A 20,058-nucleotide genomic window follows, 5' to 3' on the forward strand; every position below is an offset into this window, starting at 1 on the left:
CCTACTCAGCCGCCGCGGCGTCGTCCTCCGCCTCGAGGTACCACAGCCGCGTCTCGCCGTGGTTGCTGACTTCGAAGCGCTGCAGCCCGGCCGGCCACACCGGCTCCTCGGTACGTGCCGAGCGCTCCACCACGACGACGCCGCCCGGGCCGAGCCTGCCCCTGAGCAGGGACAGGGTGCGGACCAGCTCGTCGTTCTCCAGGGGGTAGGGCGGGTCCACGAGCACGAGGTCCCAGCGGTGGAACGGGGCGCGCCCCAGGTAGCCGCCCACTGAGGACTGCACCGTGGTGATGTGGGTGTCCGGGCACGACGCCGCCAGGGTCGCCGCGTTCTCACGGCACACCCGCGCGGCGGGTCCCGCGCGCTCCACGAGCGTCACGGTCGCCGCCCCGCGGCTCGCAGCCTCGAGCCCGAGGGCCCCCGAGCCCGCGAAGAGGTCCAGGACGCGGGCGCCGTCGCACATGCCCCACGCGTCCAGGCGCGCGAACAGGGACTCCTTGACCCGGTCCGTGGTCGGTCGGGTCGCGGAGCCCGGTACGGACTTCAGGCGCTGGCCACCGGCACGGCCGGCAATGATGCGTGTCATCCTCGCTCCAGGAATGCTTCTCGGTCCTCGTCCAGCACGCGGGCGATCGCCTCGCGCAGGTGCGGGTGGTTGGTGAGCTGCGGGTCCTCGGCCACCACGGCCTCGGCGGCGGTGCGGGCGCGGGCCACCAGGGCCTCGTCGCGCAGCACCCCCACCCAGCGCAAGCCGGAGCGGCCACCGGACTGGGAGGCACCCAGGATGTCGCCCTCCCGGCGCAGCCGCAGGTCCACCTCGGCGAGCTCGAAGCCGTCCGTGGTCGCGGCCACGGCGTCCAGGCGCGCGCGGGACGGGTGGTCCGGTGCCACGCGGGTCACGAGCAGGCACGTGCTCGCGTGCTCCCCGCGCCCGATCCGCCCGCGTAGCTGATGCAGCTGGGAGATCCCGAAGCGCTCCGGGTCCACCACGACCATCAGGGTGGCGTTCGGGACGTCCACCCCGACCTCCACCACGGTGGTGGAGACGAGCACGTCCACGTCCCCCTCCGCGAACTGCGCCATGGTCCGGGCCTTGTCCTGGGTCTCCTGGCGTCCGTGCAGCACCCGCACGCAAGCACCGCGCAACTCCGGCCGCGCCGCAACCAGCTCGGCGAGCCACGTGACCGTAGCGGCCTCCGGCTCGTCCTCCTGGGTCTCCAGGGACTCCCGCAGACTCGTGAATGACGGCACCGCGGCGTCGTCGCCGATCTTCGGCGCCACCACGTAGACCTGGCGGCCGTTGGCCACGTGCTCAGCGGCGAGCTCCCAGACCCGGCGTTCCCACGCAGGGCCGTGCTCCGCGAGACCCACCACGTGGGTCTCGATCGGGCGGCGCCCACCCGGCAGCTCCCGCAGCGTGCTGACGTCCAGGTCGCCGAAGACGGTCATGGCCACGGTGCGCGGGATGGGGGTGGCCGTCATCACGAGGGTGTGGGGGCTCTGGCCCGCTTTGTCCCGCAGGGCATCCCGCTGCTCCACGCCGAAGCGGTGCTGCTCGTCCACCACGGCCAGTCCGAGGTCCGCGAACTGGACGGCCTCCTGAATCAGGGCGTGGGTGCCCACGACGATCCCGGCGGCACCGCTCGCGATGTCCAGCAGCGCCTTGCGCCGGGCCGTGGCGCCCATGCTCCCGGTGAGCAGCGTGACCTCGGTGGCGTGCTCGTCCCCGCCCAGCCTGCCCGGCATGGCCAGCGGGCCAAGGGCACGGGTGATCTTCTCGTGGTGCTGGGTGGCGAGCACCTCGGTGGGCGCGAGCATGGCCGCCTGACCGCCGCTGTCCACCACCTGCAGCATGGCCCGCAGCGCCACCACCGTCTTGCCGGAGCCCACATCACCCTGCAGCAGGCGGTTCATGGGCGCGGTGCCCGCGAGCTCTGCCGCGATCTGCTCCCCCACCTTGCGCTGGCCGCGGGTGAGGTCGAACGACAGACCGGCGTCGAAGCGTGCGAGGATGCCGTCCGCCAGAACGGGGCGCGGGTCCACCGGGTGCGAGGCGTGCTCGGCACGGCGACGGCGCAGCTCGGCCTGCAGCACGAACGCCTCCTGGAAGCGGAAGCGGCGCTGAGCGGACTCGTACGCGGCCACGGAGTCGGGCCGGTGCAGGTCTCGGTAGGCGTCGCCCGGGGGCGGCAGCTTCTCCACAACCACCACCTCCGACGGCAGCGGGTCCACGAGGGAGTCGAGGTCCGCGGTGAGCAGGACCTGGTGGACCACCTTCGCGATCCGCGGCGTCGTGAGCTTGGCCGTCTCCGGGTAGACCGGAATGGGCAGCAGCTCGCCGTCCGGCGAACGGTCGAGTGACTCGGGCGTGTCCACGGGGGCGTAGTCCGCCCCGGCCATGGACAGCGTGCCGCGGTAGAACTCGGGCTTGCCCGTGAACAGGGCCAGTGAGCCCACGGAAAGGTCCTTCTGGGCCGAGTAGGCGTTGAAGAACGTGATCTTCAGGCTCGCACCCGTGTCGTCCGAGACGACCACGTCCGTGAGACTTCGGCGCGGGTCGCTGCGCATCCGTCGGGTGCTCGAGCTCTCCACCCGCGCCACGAACGAGGTCCGCTCCCCCGCCACGAGCTCCGAGAGGGCCTGGATCTTCCCGCGCCTGATGTAGCGCCGCGGGGCGTGGTCCAGCAGCTGGCCCACCGTGGTGATGCCCAGCTCCTTCTCGAGCAGGGCCACGGTGGAGCGCGGCGAGGAGCCGGGGACGTAGCGGGTCAGCGGCTGGTCGAGGACCCCGGCGAAGGCGCTGACACCGGCACCCCCGCGGGCGGTCACCGGGGCTCCACCGCGAGGGAGGTGACCGTGACGTTGCGGGCCTTGCCGCGGCGTCGCATCAGCTCCAGGGCGGTCTCCGGGTCCGTGACGTGCACGTGGACGCGCCACGTGTAGCCGTCCTCCTGCTCGCTCACGGCGCTGACGATGACGCTGTCACCGGCGTCGTCCAGCTCATGGCGCAGCTCTGCGGCGTCCAGGGCGGGCAGGTCCATGGTGCCCATGACCTCCCAGCCTTCCAGCTGATCCTGGGGTTCGCTCGTCAGTGGAAGCGCGTGCTGGCGCACGATCGCGGTCACGGGGTCCTCGAAACCCTCGTCCCCGCCGAGCTCCGCCCGCAGGGCAGCGAGGATCACGAGCATGCCGAGGGCACCGGAGTCCACCGTACCGCGCTCGGTGAGCACGGGGATCTGCTCCACGGTGTCCACGACCGCCTGAGCGCACGAGGCCAGCATGAGGTCCAGCCACTCGACGAGCTGCTGGTTCGAGCCCTCGGCGCTCGTGTCCGGGAGGGGCACCTCACCGGCGGCCTGCAGCACGGAGAGCATGGTGCCGGGCACGGGGTCTGTGAGGGCGGAGGAGCAGCGGACCCTGGCCGCCGTGAAGGCATCCCTGAGCTGCTCCGCGGTCAGCCGCACGCTGCCCTCCACGGCGTGGCCCATGGCGGTGAGCGTCAGGGCCGCCAGCATCCCGGAGTTGCCCCGTGCCTCCTCAAGGGCGGCCTGGCCCGCGTAGAGCAGCAGCTCCCCGACGTCCCTGCCCTCGATCAGGTGGGCGGCCTGCGCGGCGTGGCCCAGGGTGACGCTGAGGTTTGCCCCGGTGTCCGCGTCCGCGACAGGAAAGACGTTGAGGTTGTCCAGCACGTCCGCGTGATCGCACAGACCGCGATGGGCGGCGTCGAGCCAGCTGCGCACCTCTTCGGTGGACGATCCGGGCTTACGGCTCAAAATGATCCCATCCTTCAACGACGTCGAACCCGAACCACTGCCTCGGGGACTGTCCCGCGATCGTGACGGCCGGGCCCTCGCGATGCTGCCCGCGCGCGTCGCAACCCGCCGGCGCTGAACTGCCGGACCGGGCCCGCGCGGGGGCCGCGGGCGCACACGAGCCTATCGCACGGACCTCCGGGGGCAGAGGGGAATCCACAGGCAGCACGGCGAGCAGACCGTGGTCCTCACCGCCGGTGAGCAGCCACTGCCACGGGTCCGTGCCCACGACCCACGCCGCCGGCTCCAGCTGCGCCAGAGCGGCCTCCAGTGCGGTGGGATCGAGGTCGATGTGCACCCCGCTGGCCTCGGCGATCCTTCGGGCGTCCCGCAGCAGGCCGTCCGAGACGTCCAGCATGGCGGTGGCCCCGGCACGGGCGAGCTCGACCCCGCTGCCCACCGGTGGGCGGGGTCGCAACTGGGCCGCGCTCAGAGTCCTGCGCAGCTCCCCGGGCACCTCGTCCCACCGGCCGGGCACGGGCGTCAGGAGGGCGTCGAGCCCCGCGGCGGCGTGGCCGAGCACGCCGGTGTGCACGAGCGTTCCCCCGCCCCCGGCGCCGCCGCGCAGCACAGGGGCCAGCTCGCAGCGTCCCAGCACGGTGGCGGTGACCGAGAGCTCCCGGCCTCGCCCGAGGTCCCCTCCCACGAGGGCGCACTCCGTGGCACCAAGCTCCTCGAACGCGCGGGAGAGACCGTCGGCGAAGTCCGTGACCCACTGCACCGGGGTGTCCCCGGGCAGGGTGAGGGAGACGACGACCGCGGTGGGCGTGGCACCCATGGCCGCCACGTCCGCAAGGTTCTGCGCCGCGCACTTGCGGCCGAGGTCCCAGCCCGTGGTGCGGTCTCCGCTGGGCCACACCGCCAGGAAGTCCTGCCCCGCGGTCAGCGTGTCCGTGGTGACGACCACTCTGCCACCGGGTGTGGCCACCACGGCACAGTCGTCCCCCGGTCCGGTGAGCACGTGCGGGCCGTGCGTGGTGGCGACGGGCAGGAACGCCCGCAACAGCTGCGACTCACTCACCTGGGACACGGTGGCCCCCGGCGGTGTCACGGACTCGTGCGTCATGCGTCTCACCCTAGCCACACCCTCCGACGCGCATTACGCGCCCGCTCCACCGCCTATCCTGGATGCCATGGTTCTCCCCTCCCCACACCGCCGCCCGTCGTTCCGGAAATCGGCCGGGGTTCGGGCCCATGTTCAGGACGACGCGCAGGTTCAGGCGCAGGACACGGGGCTCCCGGCCTCGCGGCGCTTCCGCGGCACCAGGCCCCTCGGGGAGAGACTTCCGGGCACGGCCCGGACGACCGGGCACCCTGCTCGCGGCGCGGCGTCCTCGCGGGCACGACGTCGCACGGCGGGGCTCGGCGCGCTCGTCGCCGGGACGCTCGCACTCACGGGCTGCGGATCGAGCGTGACCGTGGAGAGCGCCCCGCACGCCACGGACCCGCAGTGCGCCTCGGTGATGCTGGCGATGCCTGACGTCGTCAGCGACCTAGACCGCCGCGAGACGTCCAGCCAGGGGACCACCGCGTACGGGGACCCCTCCGCGATGATCGTGCGCTGCGGGGTGGACGAGCCGGGCCCCACCACGGACCCGTGCACCAACGTCAACGGCGTGGACTGGCTGATCTCCGAGGTCGAGGACCAGAAGGACCAGTGGCGCGCCGTGACCTACGGGCGCTCCCCCGCCACGGAGGTGCTCTTCGACGGAAGCCGAGTGCCCTCCTCCACGGCACTGGTGGACACCGGGTCCGCCGTGCAGAGCGTTCCCCAGACCCGCCAGTGCCTCTCCGTCAAGGACACCCTGGAGCAGCAGGGACAGTCCTGACCCGGCGCTCACGTCACCGGGTCAGGATGTTCCGGGGCGCAGGGACTTCCTGGGCGCAGGAGCAGAGGAACGCGACCGAACGCGGACGCCGGACCCGCGGCGCAGGGGGGTCACTCGCTCAGCGCAGCCCCACGGGCCGTTCGAGCGCGAGCGTGATGAGCTCGTCGATCAGCTCGCTGTACTCCAGCCCGCTCGCGGCCCACATGCGGGGGTACATGGAGATGGGCGTGAAGCCGGGCATGGTGTTGATCTCATTGATGACCACGCGGTTGCCCGCAGTGACGAAGAAGTCGCAGCGGGCGAGTCCCTCACCGTCCACGGCGTTGAAGGCCCGCACGGCGTCGCGGCGCAGGGTCTCGATCACCTCGTCCGGCAACCGTGCGGGGCAGGAGAGGGTGGCGCCGTCGTCCTCCACGTACTTGGCGTCGAAGTCGTAGAAGTCGTGGCCCTGGACCTCGATCTCCCCGGGCAGGGACGCGCGAGCGGGCTCCATCCCGTGATCCCCCAGGACGGCGCACTCGATCTCCCGGCCCTCGAGGCCCGCTTCGACGACGACCTTCAGGTCGTGCTCCCGCGCCGTCTCCATGGCGGCGTCCAGCTGCGACACCTCGTCCACCCGTGTAATGCCGAAGGACGATCCCGCGCGCGCCGGCTTCACGAACACCGGGAACCCCAGCGCCTCGATCCGCTCGCGCACACCCTCACGGTCCGTGCGCCACATCCGGTCCGGGACCACCGTGTAGGGGCCCACCTCGAGCCCGGCGGCCTCGAAAGCGATCTTCATGAAGTGCTTGTCCATGCCGATCGCGGAGGCGGCGACACCGCACCCCACGTAGGGCAGGTCCGCGAGCTCGAGCATCCCCTGGAGGGTGCCGTCCTCGCCGAACGGCCCGTGCAGCAGGGGGAAGACGGCGTCCACGTGGCGACCCCTCGTGAGCGGTGCCCCGAACTCGCCGGAGTCGTGGATCAGCAGGCGGTTGTCGCCGGCCTGCAGGGGAAGGCTCACACGGCGCTCCCCGACCGGCAGCTGCGCCAGGGGCGTCTCCTCCAGCAGCGCCTCCAGCTCCTCCTGCGAGAACAGGAACCATGCGCCGTCCCGGGAGATCCCCACGCTCACGACGTCCCACTTGTCCCGGTCGATCGCGCGCAGCACGGACCGGGCGGTGATGAGGGACACGGAGTGCTCGGAGGAGCGGCCACCGAACACGACCGCCACGCACGGCCTCTCGCCCTGCGCGGTGGCCTCGGCGGTCTCGTGGCTGGTGCTCATGCGGTATTCCCTTCGGATTTCAGGTCTCGGCCCAGCAGCTTGGGGGCCAGTTCGTCCACCGGGGCGCCGTCGCGCAGCACGCTCACGACGGCGTCCGTGATGGGCATGTCCACGCCGTGGCGCTGCGCGAGGGTGAGGACGGCGGGCGCCGAGGTGATGCCCTCGGCGGTCTGGGTCATGGCGTCCTGCACCTGGGCGAGCGTGAGGCCCGCCCCCAGGAGCCTGCCGGCGGTGCGGTTGCGGGACAGGGACGAGGAGCATGTGGCCACGAGGTCACCCATGCCGGAGAGCCCTGACAGCGTGGTGAGGTCCCCGCCCAGTGCGAGAGCCAGCCGGGTGGTCTCCGCGAGACCGCGCGTCATCACGGAGGCCTTCGAGTTGTCCCCGTAGCCGCGACCGTCGCAGATCCCCACGCACAGGGCGATCACGTTCTTCACGAGTCCGCCGATCTCCGTGCCCACCACATCCGCGTTGGTGTACGGACGGAAGTACGGGGCGGCACAGCAAAGGGCGACCCATGCCGCGGTCCCGTGCTCCGGGGCGGCCACGACCGACGCCGTGGGCTCCTCCCGAGCGATCTCCATGGCGAGGTTCGGCCCGGAGAGCACACAGGTGCGCCCTGCCCACTCCTCCTGCGAACCGGCCGCGTGCGCGCCGAGCACCTGCGCGATCACCTCGGTCATGCGCAGACCCGTGGTGGACTCCAGCCCCTTGGCGAGGGACAGCACGACGGCGTCCGGGTCCAGGTGCGGGGCGGCCACCGTCAGCTGCGCGCGCAGCGACTGGGCGGGGATCGCGGCGACCACGAGTCCCGCGCCCTCCAGGGCCGCCGGGAGGTCGCTCGAGTACTCAAGCCCCTCCGGCAGGTCCACGCCCGGCACGTAGCGCTCGTTGCGGTGCTCGCGGGAGAGGGTGGCCATTGCCTCAGGGGAGCGGCCCCACAGGCACACGGTGCGCTCGGCACCGGCGTCCGCGGCGGCGTCGGCGAGGACCTTCGCGAAGGTGGTGCCCCACGACCCGGCGCCCAGCACGGTGATCTTGGCGGGTCCAGCCTCGGAGCGCGGCACGGTGGCGGGAGGTGTCCCGTCGGTACGTGTCACGGTGCCACGCTCCCGCCGGCGTTCCCGAGCGGGGCGCCCGGGTCTGGAGCGGGTGCGCTGCCGGGCGCCGCGTCCGAGGCGAGACGGGTCTCTGCGGGCGAGGCGCCGTCGCCGGCCGTGCCAGCCACGTCCATCGACGCCGCGCCAGCGGTCACTGCTCCCGGCTGCCGCGCCGCGCCACGGCGGGGGTCGAAGGGCTCCGGCGGCGGGGTCTCGCCGCGCAGCTCGCCCGTGAGTCTGGTGACGGCGGCCATGATCACCTCGGTGGCGCGCCCGAGCTCCTCGGGGGACGGGCGACCGGAACGTACGAGCCCGCCGGGCACGAGGTCCTGTGCACGAAGCGGCTCGCCGATGACACCCGTGACCCTCTTGGGGGGCCACGCACTGAACGTGCGGTGTCCCTGCGGATCCCGGTACAGGATCTCCTGGTCCCCCCAGTGCGCCATCGGCACCACGGGAACACCCGTCTCCAGCGCCAGGCGGGCTGCACCGGTGCGACCACGCATGGGCCACATGCCCGGGTCCCTCGTGATGGTGCCCTCCGGGTACACGATGATCGCGCCGCCACTGTCCAGCTCCGCGCGCGCGGCCACCAGGGAGTCCTTGGCCCGCGAGGTGCCGCGGTACACGGGAACCTGGCCGGTCCGCCGGATCACGGAGCCCATCACGGGGACGCGGAACAGGGATTCCTTGGCAAGGAACCGCGGCATGATCCCGGCCTTGTAGACGGGGTACGCCACGGTGATGGGGTCGATCTCCGTGAGGTGGTTGGCCACCACCACGAAGCCGCCCTGCGCGGGGAAGTTCTCCTGCCCGCTCCAGCGCGGCACGGCGAGCGCCCGGTAGACGGGGATCACCATGCCCGCCAGCACGCGGAACACGCGGCGCTGGGAGGTCCTGCTCATGGGTTCATCCACTCCTCGGTGGGCAGCAGGCGCCGTCTCCCAGGGAGGCGCTGGCCGCTGTGGGATGCTTCGTGGGCCACGTCGGCCAACGCAGGTTCGGGGCGCCGACGACGCCGCGGCGTCACGACTCCTCGACGACGAAGTTCGCGCCGAGCCCGTCGAGCTTGTCGGTGAAGTGCTCGTAACCGCGCTTGATAAGCTCCACACCCGTCACCTGGGACACGCCCTCGGCGGTCAGCGCGGCGATCAGGTGCGAGAAGCCGCCACGCAGGTCCGGGATGTGGATGTCCGTGGCGTGCAGAGGCGTGGGTCCGGAGATCACGGCGGAGTGCAGGAAGTTGCGCTGCCCGAAGCGGCAGGGCACGGAGCCCAGGCACTCGCGGTGCAGCTGGATGACGGATCCCATGCGGTTGAGCGCGCGGGTGAAGCCGAAGCGATTCTCGTAGACCGTCTCGTGGACGATCGACACGCCCTTGGCCTGGGTCAGCACCACCACGAGCGGCTGCTGCCAGTCGGTCATGAAACCGGGGTGCACGTCCGTCTCCACGATCAGCGGGTTCAGGTCCCCGCCGGGGTGGTAGAAGCGGATGCCGTCCTCGCGGATGTCCAGCCCGCCGCCCACCTTCCGGAAGGTGTTCAGGAACGTCATCATGTCCGCCTGCTTGGCGCCGGCCACGAAGATGTCGCCGCTGGTCGCGAGCGCCGCGGAGCCCCACGACGCCGCCTCCATGCGGTCCGGCAGCGCGCTGTGCACGTAGCCCGTGAGCTCGGGGACACCCTCGATGCGGATCACACGGTCCGTCTGGACCGTGATGAGCGCACCCATCTTCTGCAGGATGGCGATCAGGTCCATGATCTCGGGCTCGGTGGCCGCTCCGCGCAGCTCGGTGTGGCCCTCCGCGCGCGTGGCGGTCAGCAGCACCTGCTCTGTGGCACCCACGGACGGGTACGGCAGGTCGATCTTCGCGCCCTGCAGCCCGTGCGGGGCGCTCATCCGGATGCCGGAGTCGAGCTTGTCCACCTTGGCGCCGAAGTTGCGCAGCACCTCAAGGTGGTAGTTGATGGGCCGGTCCCCGATCCGGCAGCCGCCGAGATCGGGGATGAAGGCCTCACCGAGCGCGTGCAGCAGGGGTCCGCACAGCAGGATCGGGATCCGGGAGTCCCCGGCGTGGGCGTCGATGTCCGAGTGTCGGGCGCGCGTGACGTTAGTTGGATCGAGAGTGAGCTGCCCGAGGGCGTCGTCACGCGTGACCTCCACGCCGTGCAGCGCGAGCAGGTCCGTGACGACCTCGACGTCCTTGATCTCGGGCACGTTGCCGAGCGTGGACGGCGTGGACCCGAGGAGTGCGGCCACCATGGCCTTCGGAACGAGGTTCTTGGCGCCGCGTACCGTCACCTGACCCGACAGCGGCACGCCGCCGGTGATGCGCAGAGAAGTCATGACCTACCGATCTGGGGAAGCGTCGCCCGCACGCGGAACGCGCACGAGACCTCGACATTCTACCGACTCGCGGCGGGCCCCGGTCCAGTCACCGCTCAGGTTCGAGCGGGCAGCGTGGTGGGCTTGAACGCTGGGCGGGTGCGCTCGTAGGCCTCGATGTCCTCCTCCTGCTGAAGGGTCAGCCCGATGTCGTCCAGGCCCTCCATGAGCCGCCAGCGCGTGTAGTCGTCGATCTGGAACGGCACGGTCACCGGCCCGCACGTGACGGTGCGGGACTCCAGGTCCACGCGGACCTCGATGCCCGGCTGCTCCTCCATGAGCTTCCACAGCAGCTCCACGTCCGACTGCTCCACCTGCGCCGCGAGCAGCCCCTGCTTGCCGGAGTTGCCGCGGAATATGTCCGCGAAGCGCGAGGAGATGACGGCCTTGAAACCGTAGTCCCGCAGCGCCCAGACGGCGTGCTCGCGGGAGGAGCCCGTGCCGAAGTCCGAGCCGGCCACCAGCACGGAGGCGTTCTCGTACTCGGGGCGGTTGAGCACGAAGTCCGGATTCTTGCGCCACCCGGCGAACAGGGCGTCCTCGAAGCCGGTCTTGGTGATGCGCTTGAGGAAGACGGCGGGGATGATCTGGTCCGTGTCCACATTGGACTGCTTCAACGGCGCGGCCACGCCGGTGTGGGTGGAGAACTTCTCCATGGCGGTGTCCTTCAGTAGCTGGTGCGGTGGTCGGGGCTGCGGAGCTCAGGCCATGGGCTGGAGGCCGGACGGCACGGGCGCCGCGGCGCCGGCGGGCTCGAGGTCCGACGGCGCGCTGAGCGTGCCGCGCACGGCCGTGGCCGCGGCGACCACGGGCGAGACCAGGTGGGTGCGCCCACCCTTGCCCTGCCGACCCTCGAAGTTGCGGTTGGACGTGGAAGCGCACCGTTCCCCCGGGGCCAGCTGGTCCGGGTTCATGCCGAGGCACATGGAGCATCCCGCGAAGCGCCAGTCCGCGCCGAACTCGCGGAAGACCCGGTCGAGGCCCTCCGCCTCGGCCTGCAGCCGAACCCTGGCAGAGCCCGGGACCACCATCATGCGCACGTTCTCGGCCTTGCGGCGGCCCTTGACGATCTCCGCGGCGGCGCGCAGGTCCTCGATCCGGGAGTTGGTGCACGAGCCCAGGAACACGGTGTCCACCGGGATCTCCTTCATGGGGGTGCCCGCCTCGAGGCCCATGTACTCCAGGGCGCGGCGCGCCGCGTCCTTCGCGTTGTCGTCCCCGACCTCCTCCGGGTCCGGGACGGGCTGCGACAGCGGCACGCCCTGGCCGGGGTTGGTGCCCCAGGTGACGAACGGCTCGAGCTCGTCCGCGTCGATGAACACCTCGCGGTCGAACGCCGCGCCCTCGTCCGTGTGCAGCGTGCGCCAGTACTCGACGGCGGCGTCCCAGTCCTCGCCCTGCGGGGCGTGCGGGCGGCCCTGGACGTAGTCCATGGTGGTCTCGTCCGGGGCGATCATCCCCGCGCGGGCGCCGGCCTCGATGGACATGTTGCAGATGGTCATGCGCGCTTCCATGGACAGCGAGCGGATCGCCGAGCCGCGGTACTCGAGCACGTGGCCCTGACCGCCCCCCGTGCCGATCTTGGCGATCACGGCCAGGATGATGTCCTTGGAGCTGACGCCGGGCTTCAGCGTCCCTTCCACGTTGATGGCCATGGTCTTGAACGGGGCCAGGGAGAGCGTCTGCGTGGCCATCACGTGCTCCACCTCGGAGGTGCCGATGCCGAACGCCAGCGCGCCGAATGCGCCGTGCGTGGAGGTGTGGGAGTCCCCGCACACCACGGTCATCCCCGGCTGCGTCAGACCCAGCTGGGGGCCCACCACGTGCACGATGCCCTGCTCGGAGTCCCCCAGGGAGTGCAGGCGCACGCCGAACTCCTCGCAGTTGCGCCGCAGCGTCTCGATCTGCTTGCGGGAGGTCTCGTCCGCGATGGTCGAGAAAATGTTCTCGGTGGGGGTGTTGTGGTCCTCGGTGGCGATCGTGAGGTCCGTGCGGCGCAGGCCGCGCCCGGCCAGCCGCAGCCCCTCGAAGGCCTGCGGGCTCGTGACCTCGTGGAGCAGGTGGAGGTCGATGTAGATGAGGTCCGGGCGTCCCGCCTCGCCCTGGCGCACCAGGTGGTCGTTCCAGACCTTCTCGGCGAGGGTCCGCGGCGGGGTGGTCACGGCGGTCGTCGTCATCTCGTCTCTCCCGTTCTTGCTGCGGCGCCCCGGTGGCGGGCGGCTGCCCGTGGCGCTCCGGGTGCCGGAGGCGTCCTTTCGCACCATCGTCACCGCTGCCGGGCACCAGTTCCACTCCGCGAACTTGCTTCTCGAATTCTGAGACGGCAGTATCAGAAAATGGACACGACACACGCCATGGATCCGTCCGGCGCTCCCCTGGGCTCTCCGCTGGGCGGCCGGGGCACCGGCACCGCCATGCAGGAGGAGTCCTCCTTCTCACCATCCGGCGTGGGCGTGATCGACAAGGCCTCCCTGATCCTCGACGCGCTCGAGGCAGGCCCGGCTTCGCTCGCGGACCTCGTGGACGCCACCGGTCTCGCGCGCCCGACGGCGCACCGCCTGGCCGTCGCACTGGCCCACCACCGGCTCGTGGGCAGGGACGTGCAGGGCCGTTTCGTCCTCGGCTCGCGGCTCGTGGAGCTCGCCTCCGCGGCACGCGAGGACCGGCTGATCTCCGCGGCCGCCCCGGTGCTGCTGCAGCTGCGGGACAGCACCGGCGAGTCCTCGCAGGTTTTCCGCCGCCAGGGCGAGTGGCGCGTGTGCGTCGCGTCCGCGGAACGCCCGATCGGGCTGAGGGACACGATTCCCGTGGGCACCCAGCTGTCCATGAAGGCCGGTTCCGCCGCCCAGGTGCTCGTAGCGTGGGAAGACCACGCACGGCTCATCGAGGGCCTGCAGCACGCCCGGTTCTCCGCAACCACGCTCGCCGGGGTGCGACGTCGCGGCTGGGCGCAGTCGATCGGCGAGCGCGAGCCGGGCATCGCCTCGGTCTCGGCTCCCGTGCGGGGCCCCTCCGGGAGGGTGATCGCGGCCGTGTCCATCAGCGGCCCCATCGAGAGGCTGTCCAAGCAGCCCGGACAGAAGCACGCGGATGTCGTGGTCCAGGCCGCCCGTCAGCTCAGTGAGGCGGTGCGCGTCAGCGCGACGTGAGCCCCGCCCGCGCCACGGCGTCCGCGAACTCCCGGTGCGCCTCGAGCTCGCGGCGCACCGGTGTCTCCACGGACTCGGTGGCTGCCTCCCGCACCGAGCGCAGCAGGCGTCGTCGCACCCCCGAGGCGTGGACGCGGGACGCAAGGGACGCGAGCACCGCACCCGTGAGCGCGAGGAACAGTGCGAGGACCACACCGGTGAGGACCATCAGCGTGGGCACCGGCAGCGGGAAGTCCTGGACCGTGGGCGGGGGCGGCAGCTGGATCTGGAAGTACTGGGCCAGGAACAGCCCGAGCAGCCACAGCAGGCCCAGCACCGTGACGAGCATCGCGAGCCACTGCAGGAGGTCGAAGGCAAGCCACCACCACGACGAGCGGTGGGCCGAAAACTTCGTGCGGGCCACGGCCTGGTCGAGCGTGTCCGGCAGGCGGTGCTCGTTGGTGCGTGCAGCGGCCCTGACGCTGCGCCGCCACGGCTCGCCGGCCCCGGCGGAGACCTCGTCCGCGAAGCCGCGCACTGCGGAGTCCGCTGCCGCCCTGCGGGAGGCGTCCATCGCGGGTACCGAAGTGTGGTGCACCCCGGGGTCGGAAGTCTTCTCGTGGCTCTCGATGTGCAGGCGCTTGAGCGGGTCCTTGCGGAACCGGGAGAGCCAGCGGGTGGCGATCCACCCGGTGTGCCTGCCCGCCCTCAACCGGTAGGAGCGGGCAGCGGCTTCCGCGACCATCTCGATCCCCCCGGCGCGCGCGAGCCCCTCGGTGAGTCGTTCGCCCGCCGCCTTGTCGATGCCGTGCGGATCGCCCTGTCCCGCGGCATTCGCGAGCTCCCGGGCGGCGTGCTGCACGTCCGTCTCGAGCCGCTGCCCCGCTGCCGCACGCCCCGCGGCCACCGCGTGGATGCGCTCGCGCAGAACCTCGATGCCCTGTCCCGTGGCGGCCGAGACCGCCACGGGTGCGCTCTGCCCCGTGGCGGGCAGCCCGTCCTGGCGCACGAGGTCCGTGAGCGAGGCGAGCACGCCCGGCACGTCCCGTTCCGCGAGCCGGTCCGCCTGATTGAGCACCACCATGGTCACCGCCCCGTGCCGGGCGAGCGGCTGCACGAAGTCCTGGTGCAGCACGGCGTCTGCGTACTTCTGTGGGTCCACGACCCACACGACCACGTCCACCAGGCCCACCATGCGCTGCACGATCTGGCGGTGCTCACTGGTCACCGAGTCGAAGTCCGGCAGGTCCAGCAGCACGAGCCCACCCTGCGCTGTGCTCGCCCGCCGCCCGCTGCCGGTGGAGACGCTGAGTGCGGGGCCCACCACCCGACGGTCGGCCACGTCGAGCCAGTCCAGCAGCGGCTGGCTGCCCTCCTCGCCCCAGATGGCGGCCAGGGGCTTCGACGTCGTGGGCCTGCGTGCCGCTGCGCGGGCCAGCTCCTGGCCAGCCACGGCGTTGAACAGCGTGGACTTCCCGGAGCCTGTGGCGCCGAAGAACCCCACCACCGTGTGGTCCGCGGACAGCGCACGCCGCTGCCCGGCCGTGTCGAGCGTGTGCCGGGCCCGCTGCACCACGTCCGCGTCCAGGCGGCCCTCCGCGATCTCGGTGGCCCGTGCGAGCCCCTCGATCCGTTCGGACAGGCTTACCGTCTCGTTCCGGGAACGGGGGCTCACAGGGCCTCACTCTCCCGGCGCACGAGCTCGGCCGCAGCATGCAGCTCCTGGGCGGTGGGGTGCTCCCCCAGCTCGTCGATGGAGTCCAGGAAGAGCTTGGCGCGCTGGTCCAGAAGGCCTTGGATGCGGGACTCAAGGTTGCTGCGCGCCTGGTCGCTCATGCGGCGCACGGCGTCCTCACCGAAGACGGCCTCGAGCAGCTTCATGCCCACCACACCGGAGCCGCCGGCGATCCCGACCTCCAGTCCCGTGAGCCCTCCGGTGGTCGAGAACACGGCGATCATCAGGATCACGGCCAGGGCGTTCACGCCCAGGGACATCGCCCGCGCACGCGTCCGCTTACCCGCACCCTCCTGCTGGATCATGAGCATCACGTCTGACTGCCAGGCGCGGATGCTCTCGGCCACCTGCTCGGGGTAGTCCGGTGGCAGGGCGGAGGCGTCCCGTCCCGCGAGCAGCACCTGCCCGGACGGCTCGTCCCGCCAGCGCCGCTCCGCGGACTCCGCGGCGCGCGCCGTGTTCTCCACGATCACCGCCTGCAGCCCGGTCTCGATGGCTTCCTCCACCCGCACCTCGGGCGTCGGCTGGCCCTTGAAGAACGCGGTCATCCGGTCCCGCACCCGGCCGATCCCGGCCTCCAGGCTGCGGAAGAACTCGCCGGTCCCCACGAAGTCCTGCCACCGGGAGAGCACCTCTCCGCGCAGCAGGGTGCCGTCCCGCGTGGAGTCCACGATCGCCCGCAGCGCCTCGCCGAAGGAGGTGGACACCTCCCGGCGCAGGTGCTCCTCGGTGCGCTGCTGCGCGGCGACGGCCTCGCCGGTGCGCTCGGTGGTGTCCGCCAGCTCGCGCACCGCTCCGCCGAGGGTGCGCGCCGCAATCTCGGAGCGCGCCTGGGCGTCCGCGCCGAGGCGTTCGAGCCACTCGCGCACCGGCTCCACCGCCGCCGCCGGAAGCATCCCGGTCTCGTTCAGCGGGGACTCGGTCACCACGAAGATCGGCGCGGCCCCGAGGCCCTCCTCGTCCAGCATCCGCCGGAGGTCATCCTCGATCTCCTTGGCGGAGGAAGCCTGCACCCGGTCCAACACCACGGCCACGGTGATGTCCCGGCCCGCGGCGTTGCGCAGCAGCTGCCACGGGACGGCGTCCGCGTAGCGGTTGGCGGTGGTGACGAACAGCCACAGGTCCGCTGCGGAGAGCAGCTGCGCGGCGAGCGCACGGTTGTCGTCGGAAATCGAGTCCACGTCCGGGGCGTCGAGGATCGCGAGCCCCTCGGGGATGTTCGTGTCCGCGAGCAGCACGAGGGACCCGGTGTCCTCGACGGTCCCGTCACCCGACTCCCCCGCGGGCGGCGTGTGCCCCGCGGCCACCACGGTGCCGTGCACCCTGGCCAGACGGGGCAGCACGCGCTGGGTGGTGAAGGCCCCGGCGTCGCTCGGGTGGTGGATCAGCAGCGGCCTGCGTGTGGTGGGGCGGATCGCCCCGGACCGGGTCACGGGGTGGCCCACGAGGGCGTTGACGAGCGTGGACTTCCCCGCCCCCGTTGAGCCTCCGACCACGGCGAGCAGGGGCGCGTCCAGGGAACGCACCCGGGGCAGCACGTAGTCGTCCAGCTGGGCGACGGCGCGGGCGGCGTCCTCTCGCTGCTGGGGCGCGCTGGCGGTGGCCAGTGGCAGGGTGGTTGAACGCAGGAGCTCGCGCGTGCCCTCCAGGGCCTCGATGAGCGGCACGGCCGGGGTCTCGTGGGTGTTCACACGGTCATTGTGCCAGCAGCTCGGCATGCCGCCGGCGCGCAGTGCCGACAACGCCGCGGAATCCGGACATGACAAAACCCCGGCTTCCGTGGAAACCGGGGTTTTGTGTCGCGTGACCCCAGCGGGATTCGAACCCGCGTTACCGCCGTGAGAGGGCGGCGTACTAGGCCGCTATACGATGGGGCCATGTACTTTTCGTGGGCCGCGTGAACTTTCCTGCGGCCCGGTTGACGCACCAAACAGTAACATCAACGGTGTGTTGTTCCAATTCGCCGTGTCAGGCTCAACAGAACGGTGTTCTCACACTCGCGAACGTCTCCATTCACGAGGAAGAATCGCTGGGATACCAGGACTCGAACCTAGAACGGCGGTACCAGAAACCGCTGTGTTGCCAATTACACCATATCCCAATGGCTGTCACCCGACTCGACTGCTCCGTGCCGCGCAACGAACAACAACTATACCCATGTGCCGAGCGACTGCCAAACTGGGCCCCGGGGGTCCCCTCCGCACGGGAGGAGGCCCCCGGCCGCGCACCGTCGTGGGAGGACGGCGGCGGGTTCAGGACTCGAGCGTGTTCCGCAGGGCCCTGATCCGCGCCAGCGAGGAGTCCTTGCCGAGGATCTCGAGGGACTCGAACAGCGGCGGCGAGATGCGGCGGCCTGACACCGCGGTGCGCACGGGGCCGAATGCCAGGCGCGGCTTGATGCCGAGGCCGTCCACGATGGCCTCGCGCAGGGCTTCCTCGATGCTCGCGGCGGTGAACTCCGTGAGCGGCTCGAGCGCGGCGACGGCGGCGTCGAGGACCTGGGGTGCGCTGTCCTTGAGCTGCTTGGCGGCGTCCTCGGCCACGACGATCTCGTCGTCCGCGCGGAACAGGAACCCGAGCAGGCCCTCTGTCTCCCCGAGCAGGTTCATGCGCTCCTGGACGAGCGGTGCGGCGAGGTCGAGGATCTCGTTCTGCCGCGCGGTGAGGGTTTCCTCCACCAGGTCTGCCGCGCGCAGGTACGGGATCAGGCGGTCCCGGAAGTCCTGCGGGTCCAGCATGCGCACATGCGTGCCGTTGATCGCCGTGGCCTTCTTGACATCGAAGCGCGCGGGGTTGGCCAGGACGTCGTGGATGTCGAAGTTGGCCACGAGCTGCTCGACCGTGAAGATATCCTCGTCCGCGGACAGGGACCAGCCGAGCAGGGCCAGGTAGTTCAGCAGGCCCTCGGGGATGAACCCGTTGTCCCGGTGCAGGAAAAGATTGGACTCCGGATCCCGCTTGGACAGCTTCTTGTTGCCCTCGCCCATGACGTAGGGCAGATGGCCGAACTCGGGAATGAACTCGGCAACGCCGATGCCCATCAGCGCCCGGTAGAGGGCGATCTGGCGCGGGGTGGAGGAGAGCAGGTCCTCGCCGCGCAGCACCTGGGTGATACCCATCAGGGCGTCGTCCACCGGGTTCACGAGTGTGTAGAGCGGCTTGCCGTTGGCGCGGGCCACCACGAAGTCCGGGACGGAGCCGGCCTTGAACGTGATCTCCCCGCGCACGAGGTCCGTGAAGGAGATGTCCTCGTCCGGCATGCGCAGCCGCAGCACCGGCTGACGGCCCTCGGCGCGGTATGCGGCCTTCTGCTCCTCGGTGAGGTCGCGGTCGTAGTTGTCGTAGCCGCGCTTCGGGTCCTCGCCCCTGTCGCGGTGGCGCTGCTCGACCTCTGCGGGGGTCGAGAAGTCCTCGTAGACGTAGCCCGCATCCACCAGGCGCGCGAGCACGTCCTGGTAGATCTCGCCGCGCTGGGACTGCCGGTAGGGCTCGTGGGGACCGCCCACGTTCACGCCCTCGTCCCACGTGATGCCCAGCCAGCCGAGCGCTTCGAGGATCTGCTGGAAGCTCTCCTCGGAGTCGCGGGCGGCGTCCGTGTCCTCGATCCGGAACACCAGGGTGCCGCCGGTGTGGCGCGCCCACGCCCAGTTGAACAGGGCGGTGCGGATCAGGCCCACGTGCGGGGTGCCCGTGGGTGATGGGCAGAAGCGCACGCGCACGGGGGTGCCTTCGGGAACGTTGGGGTGCAAGGTCGCTGCGTCGTCAGTCATGATGGGCCCATTCTACGACGCCGCGCCCCGCCACCTCCCGGGCCGCGCGGCCGGGCTGTTGCGGCCGGGGGCGGCGCCAGGGTGCGGTGTCCGGGTTCCGTCCACAGGCCCTGTCCGGAGAAGCCGCGACGACCACGCGGCACCGCGGCGGCGTCGACACGTCCGTGGCAGGGAACCCGGGTGCTACCGGCGCAGCACGGTGGTGAGCTCGCCGATCCCCTCGACGTCCACGCTCAACCGGTCGCCGTCGTCCACCGTCCCCACGCCGGCGGGGGTGCCCGTGAGGATCACGTCCCCGGGCAGCAGGGTGAAGGCCTCGGAGACGTAGGAGACCAGGGTGGGGACATCGAAGATCATGTCCTCGGTGTTGCCGTCCTGCTTGAGCTCGCCGTTGACGCTGGAGCGCACCGACAGCGCGGAGGTGTCCAGCTCCGTCTCGATCCACGGGCCGAGTGGGCACGCGCCGTCGAAGCCCTTGGCCCGGGCCCACTGACCATCCGTGCGCTGGGCGTCACGCGCGGTGAGGTCGTTGGCGGCCGTGTAGCCGAACACCACCTCCGGAACCCGCTCCACCGGGACGTCCTTGCACATGCGACCGATCACCACGGCGAGCTCCGCCTCGTAGGAGACCTCCTCGGTCCAGGACGGCAGCGTGACGGGGTCACCGGGGCCGGAGACCGCGGTGTTCGGCTTGAAGAAAAGCAGCGGCCTGGTGGGAACGTCATTGCCCATCTCCCGGGCGTGGTCCGCGTAGTTGCGCCCCACGCACACGATCTTGGAGCGCGGGATCACCGGCGCGAGCAGGCGTGCCTCCGAGACGTCCACCGTGCGGTCCAGCTCCTGGACGCCCACGTAGAGCGGGTCCCCGGTGAGGTACTGCAGGGTCTCGTCCCCGGGCTCGCCGTGGACCGTGCCGTAGTGGATTTCGTTCTCGTGTGTGAAACGGGCGATACGCATGCTCACAGGCTACACAGCCGCCCCGGTCCCGGGGCACGGAACGGGGCGGCTGTGCGGTACCGCGAGGCGGTG

16 protein-coding genes and 2 tRNA genes are annotated in these 20,058 nt (G+C 71.5%); 2 read left to right on the forward strand and 16 right to left on the reverse strand.

Translation table 11 applies throughout. The features are described 5' to 3' along the window. Position 1 precedes the first annotated feature (1 nt). From rsmD to thiL, 4 genes are read right to left on the reverse strand one after another with little or no spacing between them, the layout of a single operon-like run. The gene (gene rsmD, locus ABD264_RS02750; RefSeq protein ID WP_145009356.1) at positions 2–586 is read right to left on the reverse strand and encodes a 16S rRNA (guanine(966)-N(2))-methyltransferase RsmD; all 585 of its coding nucleotides are present in this window, start codon (positions 584–586) and stop codon (positions 2–4) included. After that, complete coding sequence (locus ABD264_RS02755; protein WP_290500487.1) at positions 583–2,829, reverse strand: ATP-dependent DNA helicase RecG; 2,247 nt, start codon at positions 2,827–2,829, stop codon at positions 583–585. The genes rsmD and ABD264_RS02755 overlap by 4 nt, the downstream gene beginning before the upstream one ends. After that, positions 2,826–3,773: a DAK2 domain-containing protein gene (locus tag ABD264_RS02760; protein WP_295107857.1), complete on the reverse strand. Its 948-nt coding sequence runs from the start codon at positions 3,771–3,773 to the stop codon at positions 2,826–2,828. The genes ABD264_RS02755 and ABD264_RS02760 overlap by 4 nt, the downstream gene beginning before the upstream one ends. Continuing rightward, a complete protein-coding gene (thiL, locus tag ABD264_RS02765) occupies positions 3,763–4,878 on the reverse strand; it encodes a thiamine-phosphate kinase (protein ID WP_295107846.1) in 1,116 nt (371 codons plus the stop codon). The genes ABD264_RS02760 and thiL overlap by 11 nt, the downstream gene beginning before the upstream one ends. A gap of 346 nt (positions 4,879–5,224) precedes the next feature. On the opposite strand from thiL, the gene ABD264_RS02770 reads away from it, so the two are divergent. Continuing rightward, positions 5,225–5,641: a DUF3515 domain-containing protein gene (locus ABD264_RS02770; protein WP_244944675.1), complete on the forward strand. Its 417-nt coding sequence runs from the start codon at positions 5,225–5,227 to the stop codon at positions 5,639–5,641. 118 nt (positions 5,642–5,759) lie between these two features. Here ABD264_RS02770 and ABD264_RS02775 read toward each other — a convergent pair whose 3' ends face one another. From ABD264_RS02775 to leuC, 6 genes are all read right to left on the reverse strand, one after another. Then, positions 5,760–6,911, reverse strand: a complete 1,152-nt coding sequence (locus ABD264_RS02775) for a D-alanine--D-alanine ligase family protein (RefSeq protein ID WP_344204011.1) — start codon at positions 6,909–6,911, stop codon at positions 5,760–5,762. After that, complete coding sequence (locus tag ABD264_RS02780) at positions 6,908–8,011, reverse strand: NAD(P)H-dependent glycerol-3-phosphate dehydrogenase (RefSeq protein WP_425554277.1); 1,104 nt, start codon at positions 8,009–8,011, stop codon at positions 6,908–6,910. Before ABD264_RS02780 ends, ABD264_RS02775 begins: the two co-directional genes overlap by 4 nt. Then, the gene (locus ABD264_RS02785) at positions 8,008–8,916 is read right to left on the reverse strand and encodes a lysophospholipid acyltransferase family protein (RefSeq protein WP_344204013.1); all 909 of its coding nucleotides are present in this window, start codon (positions 8,914–8,916) and stop codon (positions 8,008–8,010) included. The genes ABD264_RS02780 and ABD264_RS02785 overlap by 4 nt, the downstream gene beginning before the upstream one ends. Before the next feature lie 121 nt (positions 8,917–9,037). Then, on the reverse strand, positions 9,038–10,357 hold the full coding sequence (murA, locus tag ABD264_RS02790; RefSeq protein WP_344204015.1) for a UDP-N-acetylglucosamine 1-carboxyvinyltransferase: 1,320 nt from the start codon (positions 10,355–10,357) through the stop codon (positions 9,038–9,040). 95 nt (positions 10,358–10,452) lie between these two features. Then, entirely contained in the window at positions 10,453–11,052 is a 600-nt protein-coding gene (leuD, locus tag ABD264_RS02795) for a 3-isopropylmalate dehydratase small subunit (protein WP_144942516.1), read from the reverse strand. Between the two features lie 45 nt (positions 11,053–11,097). Beyond that, positions 11,098–12,573: a 3-isopropylmalate dehydratase large subunit gene (leuC, locus tag ABD264_RS02800; RefSeq protein ID WP_144942515.1), complete on the reverse strand. Its 1,476-nt coding sequence runs from the start codon at positions 12,571–12,573 to the stop codon at positions 11,098–11,100. Between the two features lie 159 nt (positions 12,574–12,732). Here leuC and ABD264_RS02805 point away from each other — a divergent pair, with 159 nt between their 5' ends. Continuing rightward, positions 12,733–13,545, forward strand: coding sequence for an IclR family transcriptional regulator (locus ABD264_RS02805; RefSeq protein ID WP_144942514.1), 813 nt, complete (start codon positions 12,733–12,735; stop codon positions 13,543–13,545). On the opposite strand, the gene ABD264_RS02810 is transcribed toward ABD264_RS02805, so the two are convergent. The 6 genes from ABD264_RS02810 to ABD264_RS02835 all read right to left on the reverse strand — a co-directional run bounded on the left by ABD264_RS02810 (position 13,532) and on the right by ABD264_RS02835 (position 19,986). After that, positions 13,532–15,199: a GTPase gene (locus tag ABD264_RS02810; protein WP_344204026.1), complete on the reverse strand. Its 1,668-nt coding sequence runs from the start codon at positions 15,197–15,199 to the stop codon at positions 13,532–13,534. The two genes, ABD264_RS02805 and ABD264_RS02810, sit on opposite strands and share 14 nt — an antisense overlap. Then, positions 15,196–16,977, reverse strand: a complete 1,782-nt coding sequence (locus tag ABD264_RS02815; protein ID WP_144942683.1) for a dynamin family protein — start codon at positions 16,975–16,977, stop codon at positions 15,196–15,198. Before ABD264_RS02815 ends, ABD264_RS02810 begins: the two co-directional genes overlap by 4 nt. An 86-nt stretch (positions 16,978–17,063) precedes the next feature. Further along, positions 17,064–17,136: transfer RNA gene (locus tag ABD264_RS02820), tRNA-Glu, on the reverse strand. Positions 17,137–17,288: 152 nt separating this feature from the next. After that, positions 17,289–17,360 (reverse strand) — tRNA-Gln (locus ABD264_RS02825). Between the two features lie 151 nt (positions 17,361–17,511). After that, positions 17,512–19,029, reverse strand: coding sequence for a glutamate--tRNA ligase (gene gltX, locus ABD264_RS02830; protein ID WP_344204044.1), 1,518 nt, complete (start codon positions 19,027–19,029; stop codon positions 17,512–17,514). Positions 19,030–19,212: 183 nt separating this feature from the next. Then, positions 19,213–19,986 (reverse strand): fumarylacetoacetate hydrolase family protein, encoded by a 774-nt coding sequence (locus ABD264_RS02835; RefSeq protein WP_145009375.1) that lies wholly within the window; start codon positions 19,984–19,986, stop codon positions 19,213–19,215. Positions 19,987–20,058 lie beyond the last annotated feature (72 nt).

The sequence above is a fragment of the Kocuria salsicia genome, assembly GCF_039532055.1.
GTDB lineage: Bacteria > Actinomycetota > Actinomycetes > Actinomycetales > Micrococcaceae > Kocuria > Kocuria salsicia.

Bases quoted from the DNA above. Each gene is read 5' to 3' on its own strand.
- rsmD (WP_145009356.1), bottom strand. From the start codon at position 586: ATGACACGCATCATTGCCGGCCGTGCCGGTGGCCAGCGCCTGAAGTCC.
- thiL (WP_295107846.1), bottom strand. From the start codon at position 4,878: ATGACGCACGAGTCCGTGACACCGCCGGGGGCCACCGTGTCCCAGGTG.
- ABD264_RS02775 (WP_344204011.1), bottom strand. From the start codon at position 6,911: ATGAGCACCAGCCACGAGACCGCCGAGGCCACCGCGCAGGGCGAGAGG.
- ABD264_RS02785 (WP_344204013.1), bottom strand. From the start codon at position 8,916: ATGAGCAGGACCTCCCAGCGCCGCGTGTTCCGCGTGCTGGCGGGCATG.
- murA (WP_344204015.1), bottom strand. From the start codon at position 10,357: ATGACTTCTCTGCGCATCACCGGCGGCGTGCCGCTGTCGGGTCAGGTG.
- leuD (WP_144942516.1), bottom strand. From the start codon at position 11,052: ATGGAGAAGTTCTCCACCCACACCGGCGTGGCCGCGCCGTTGAAGCAG.
- leuC (WP_144942515.1), bottom strand. From the start codon at position 12,573: ATGACGACGACCGCCGTGACCACCCCGCCGCGGACCCTCGCCGAGAAG.
- ABD264_RS02805 (WP_144942514.1), top strand. From the start codon at position 12,733: ATGGACACGACACACGCCATGGATCCGTCCGGCGCTCCCCTGGGCTCT.
- ABD264_RS02815 (WP_144942683.1), bottom strand. From the start codon at position 16,977: ATGCCGAGCTGCTGGCACAATGACCGTGTGAACACCCACGAGACCCCG.
- gltX (WP_344204044.1), bottom strand. From the start codon at position 19,029: ATGACTGACGACGCAGCGACCTTGCACCCCAACGTTCCCGAAGGCACC.
- ABD264_RS02835 (WP_145009375.1), bottom strand. From the start codon at position 19,986: ATGCGTATCGCCCGTTTCACACACGAGAACGAAATCCACTACGGCACG.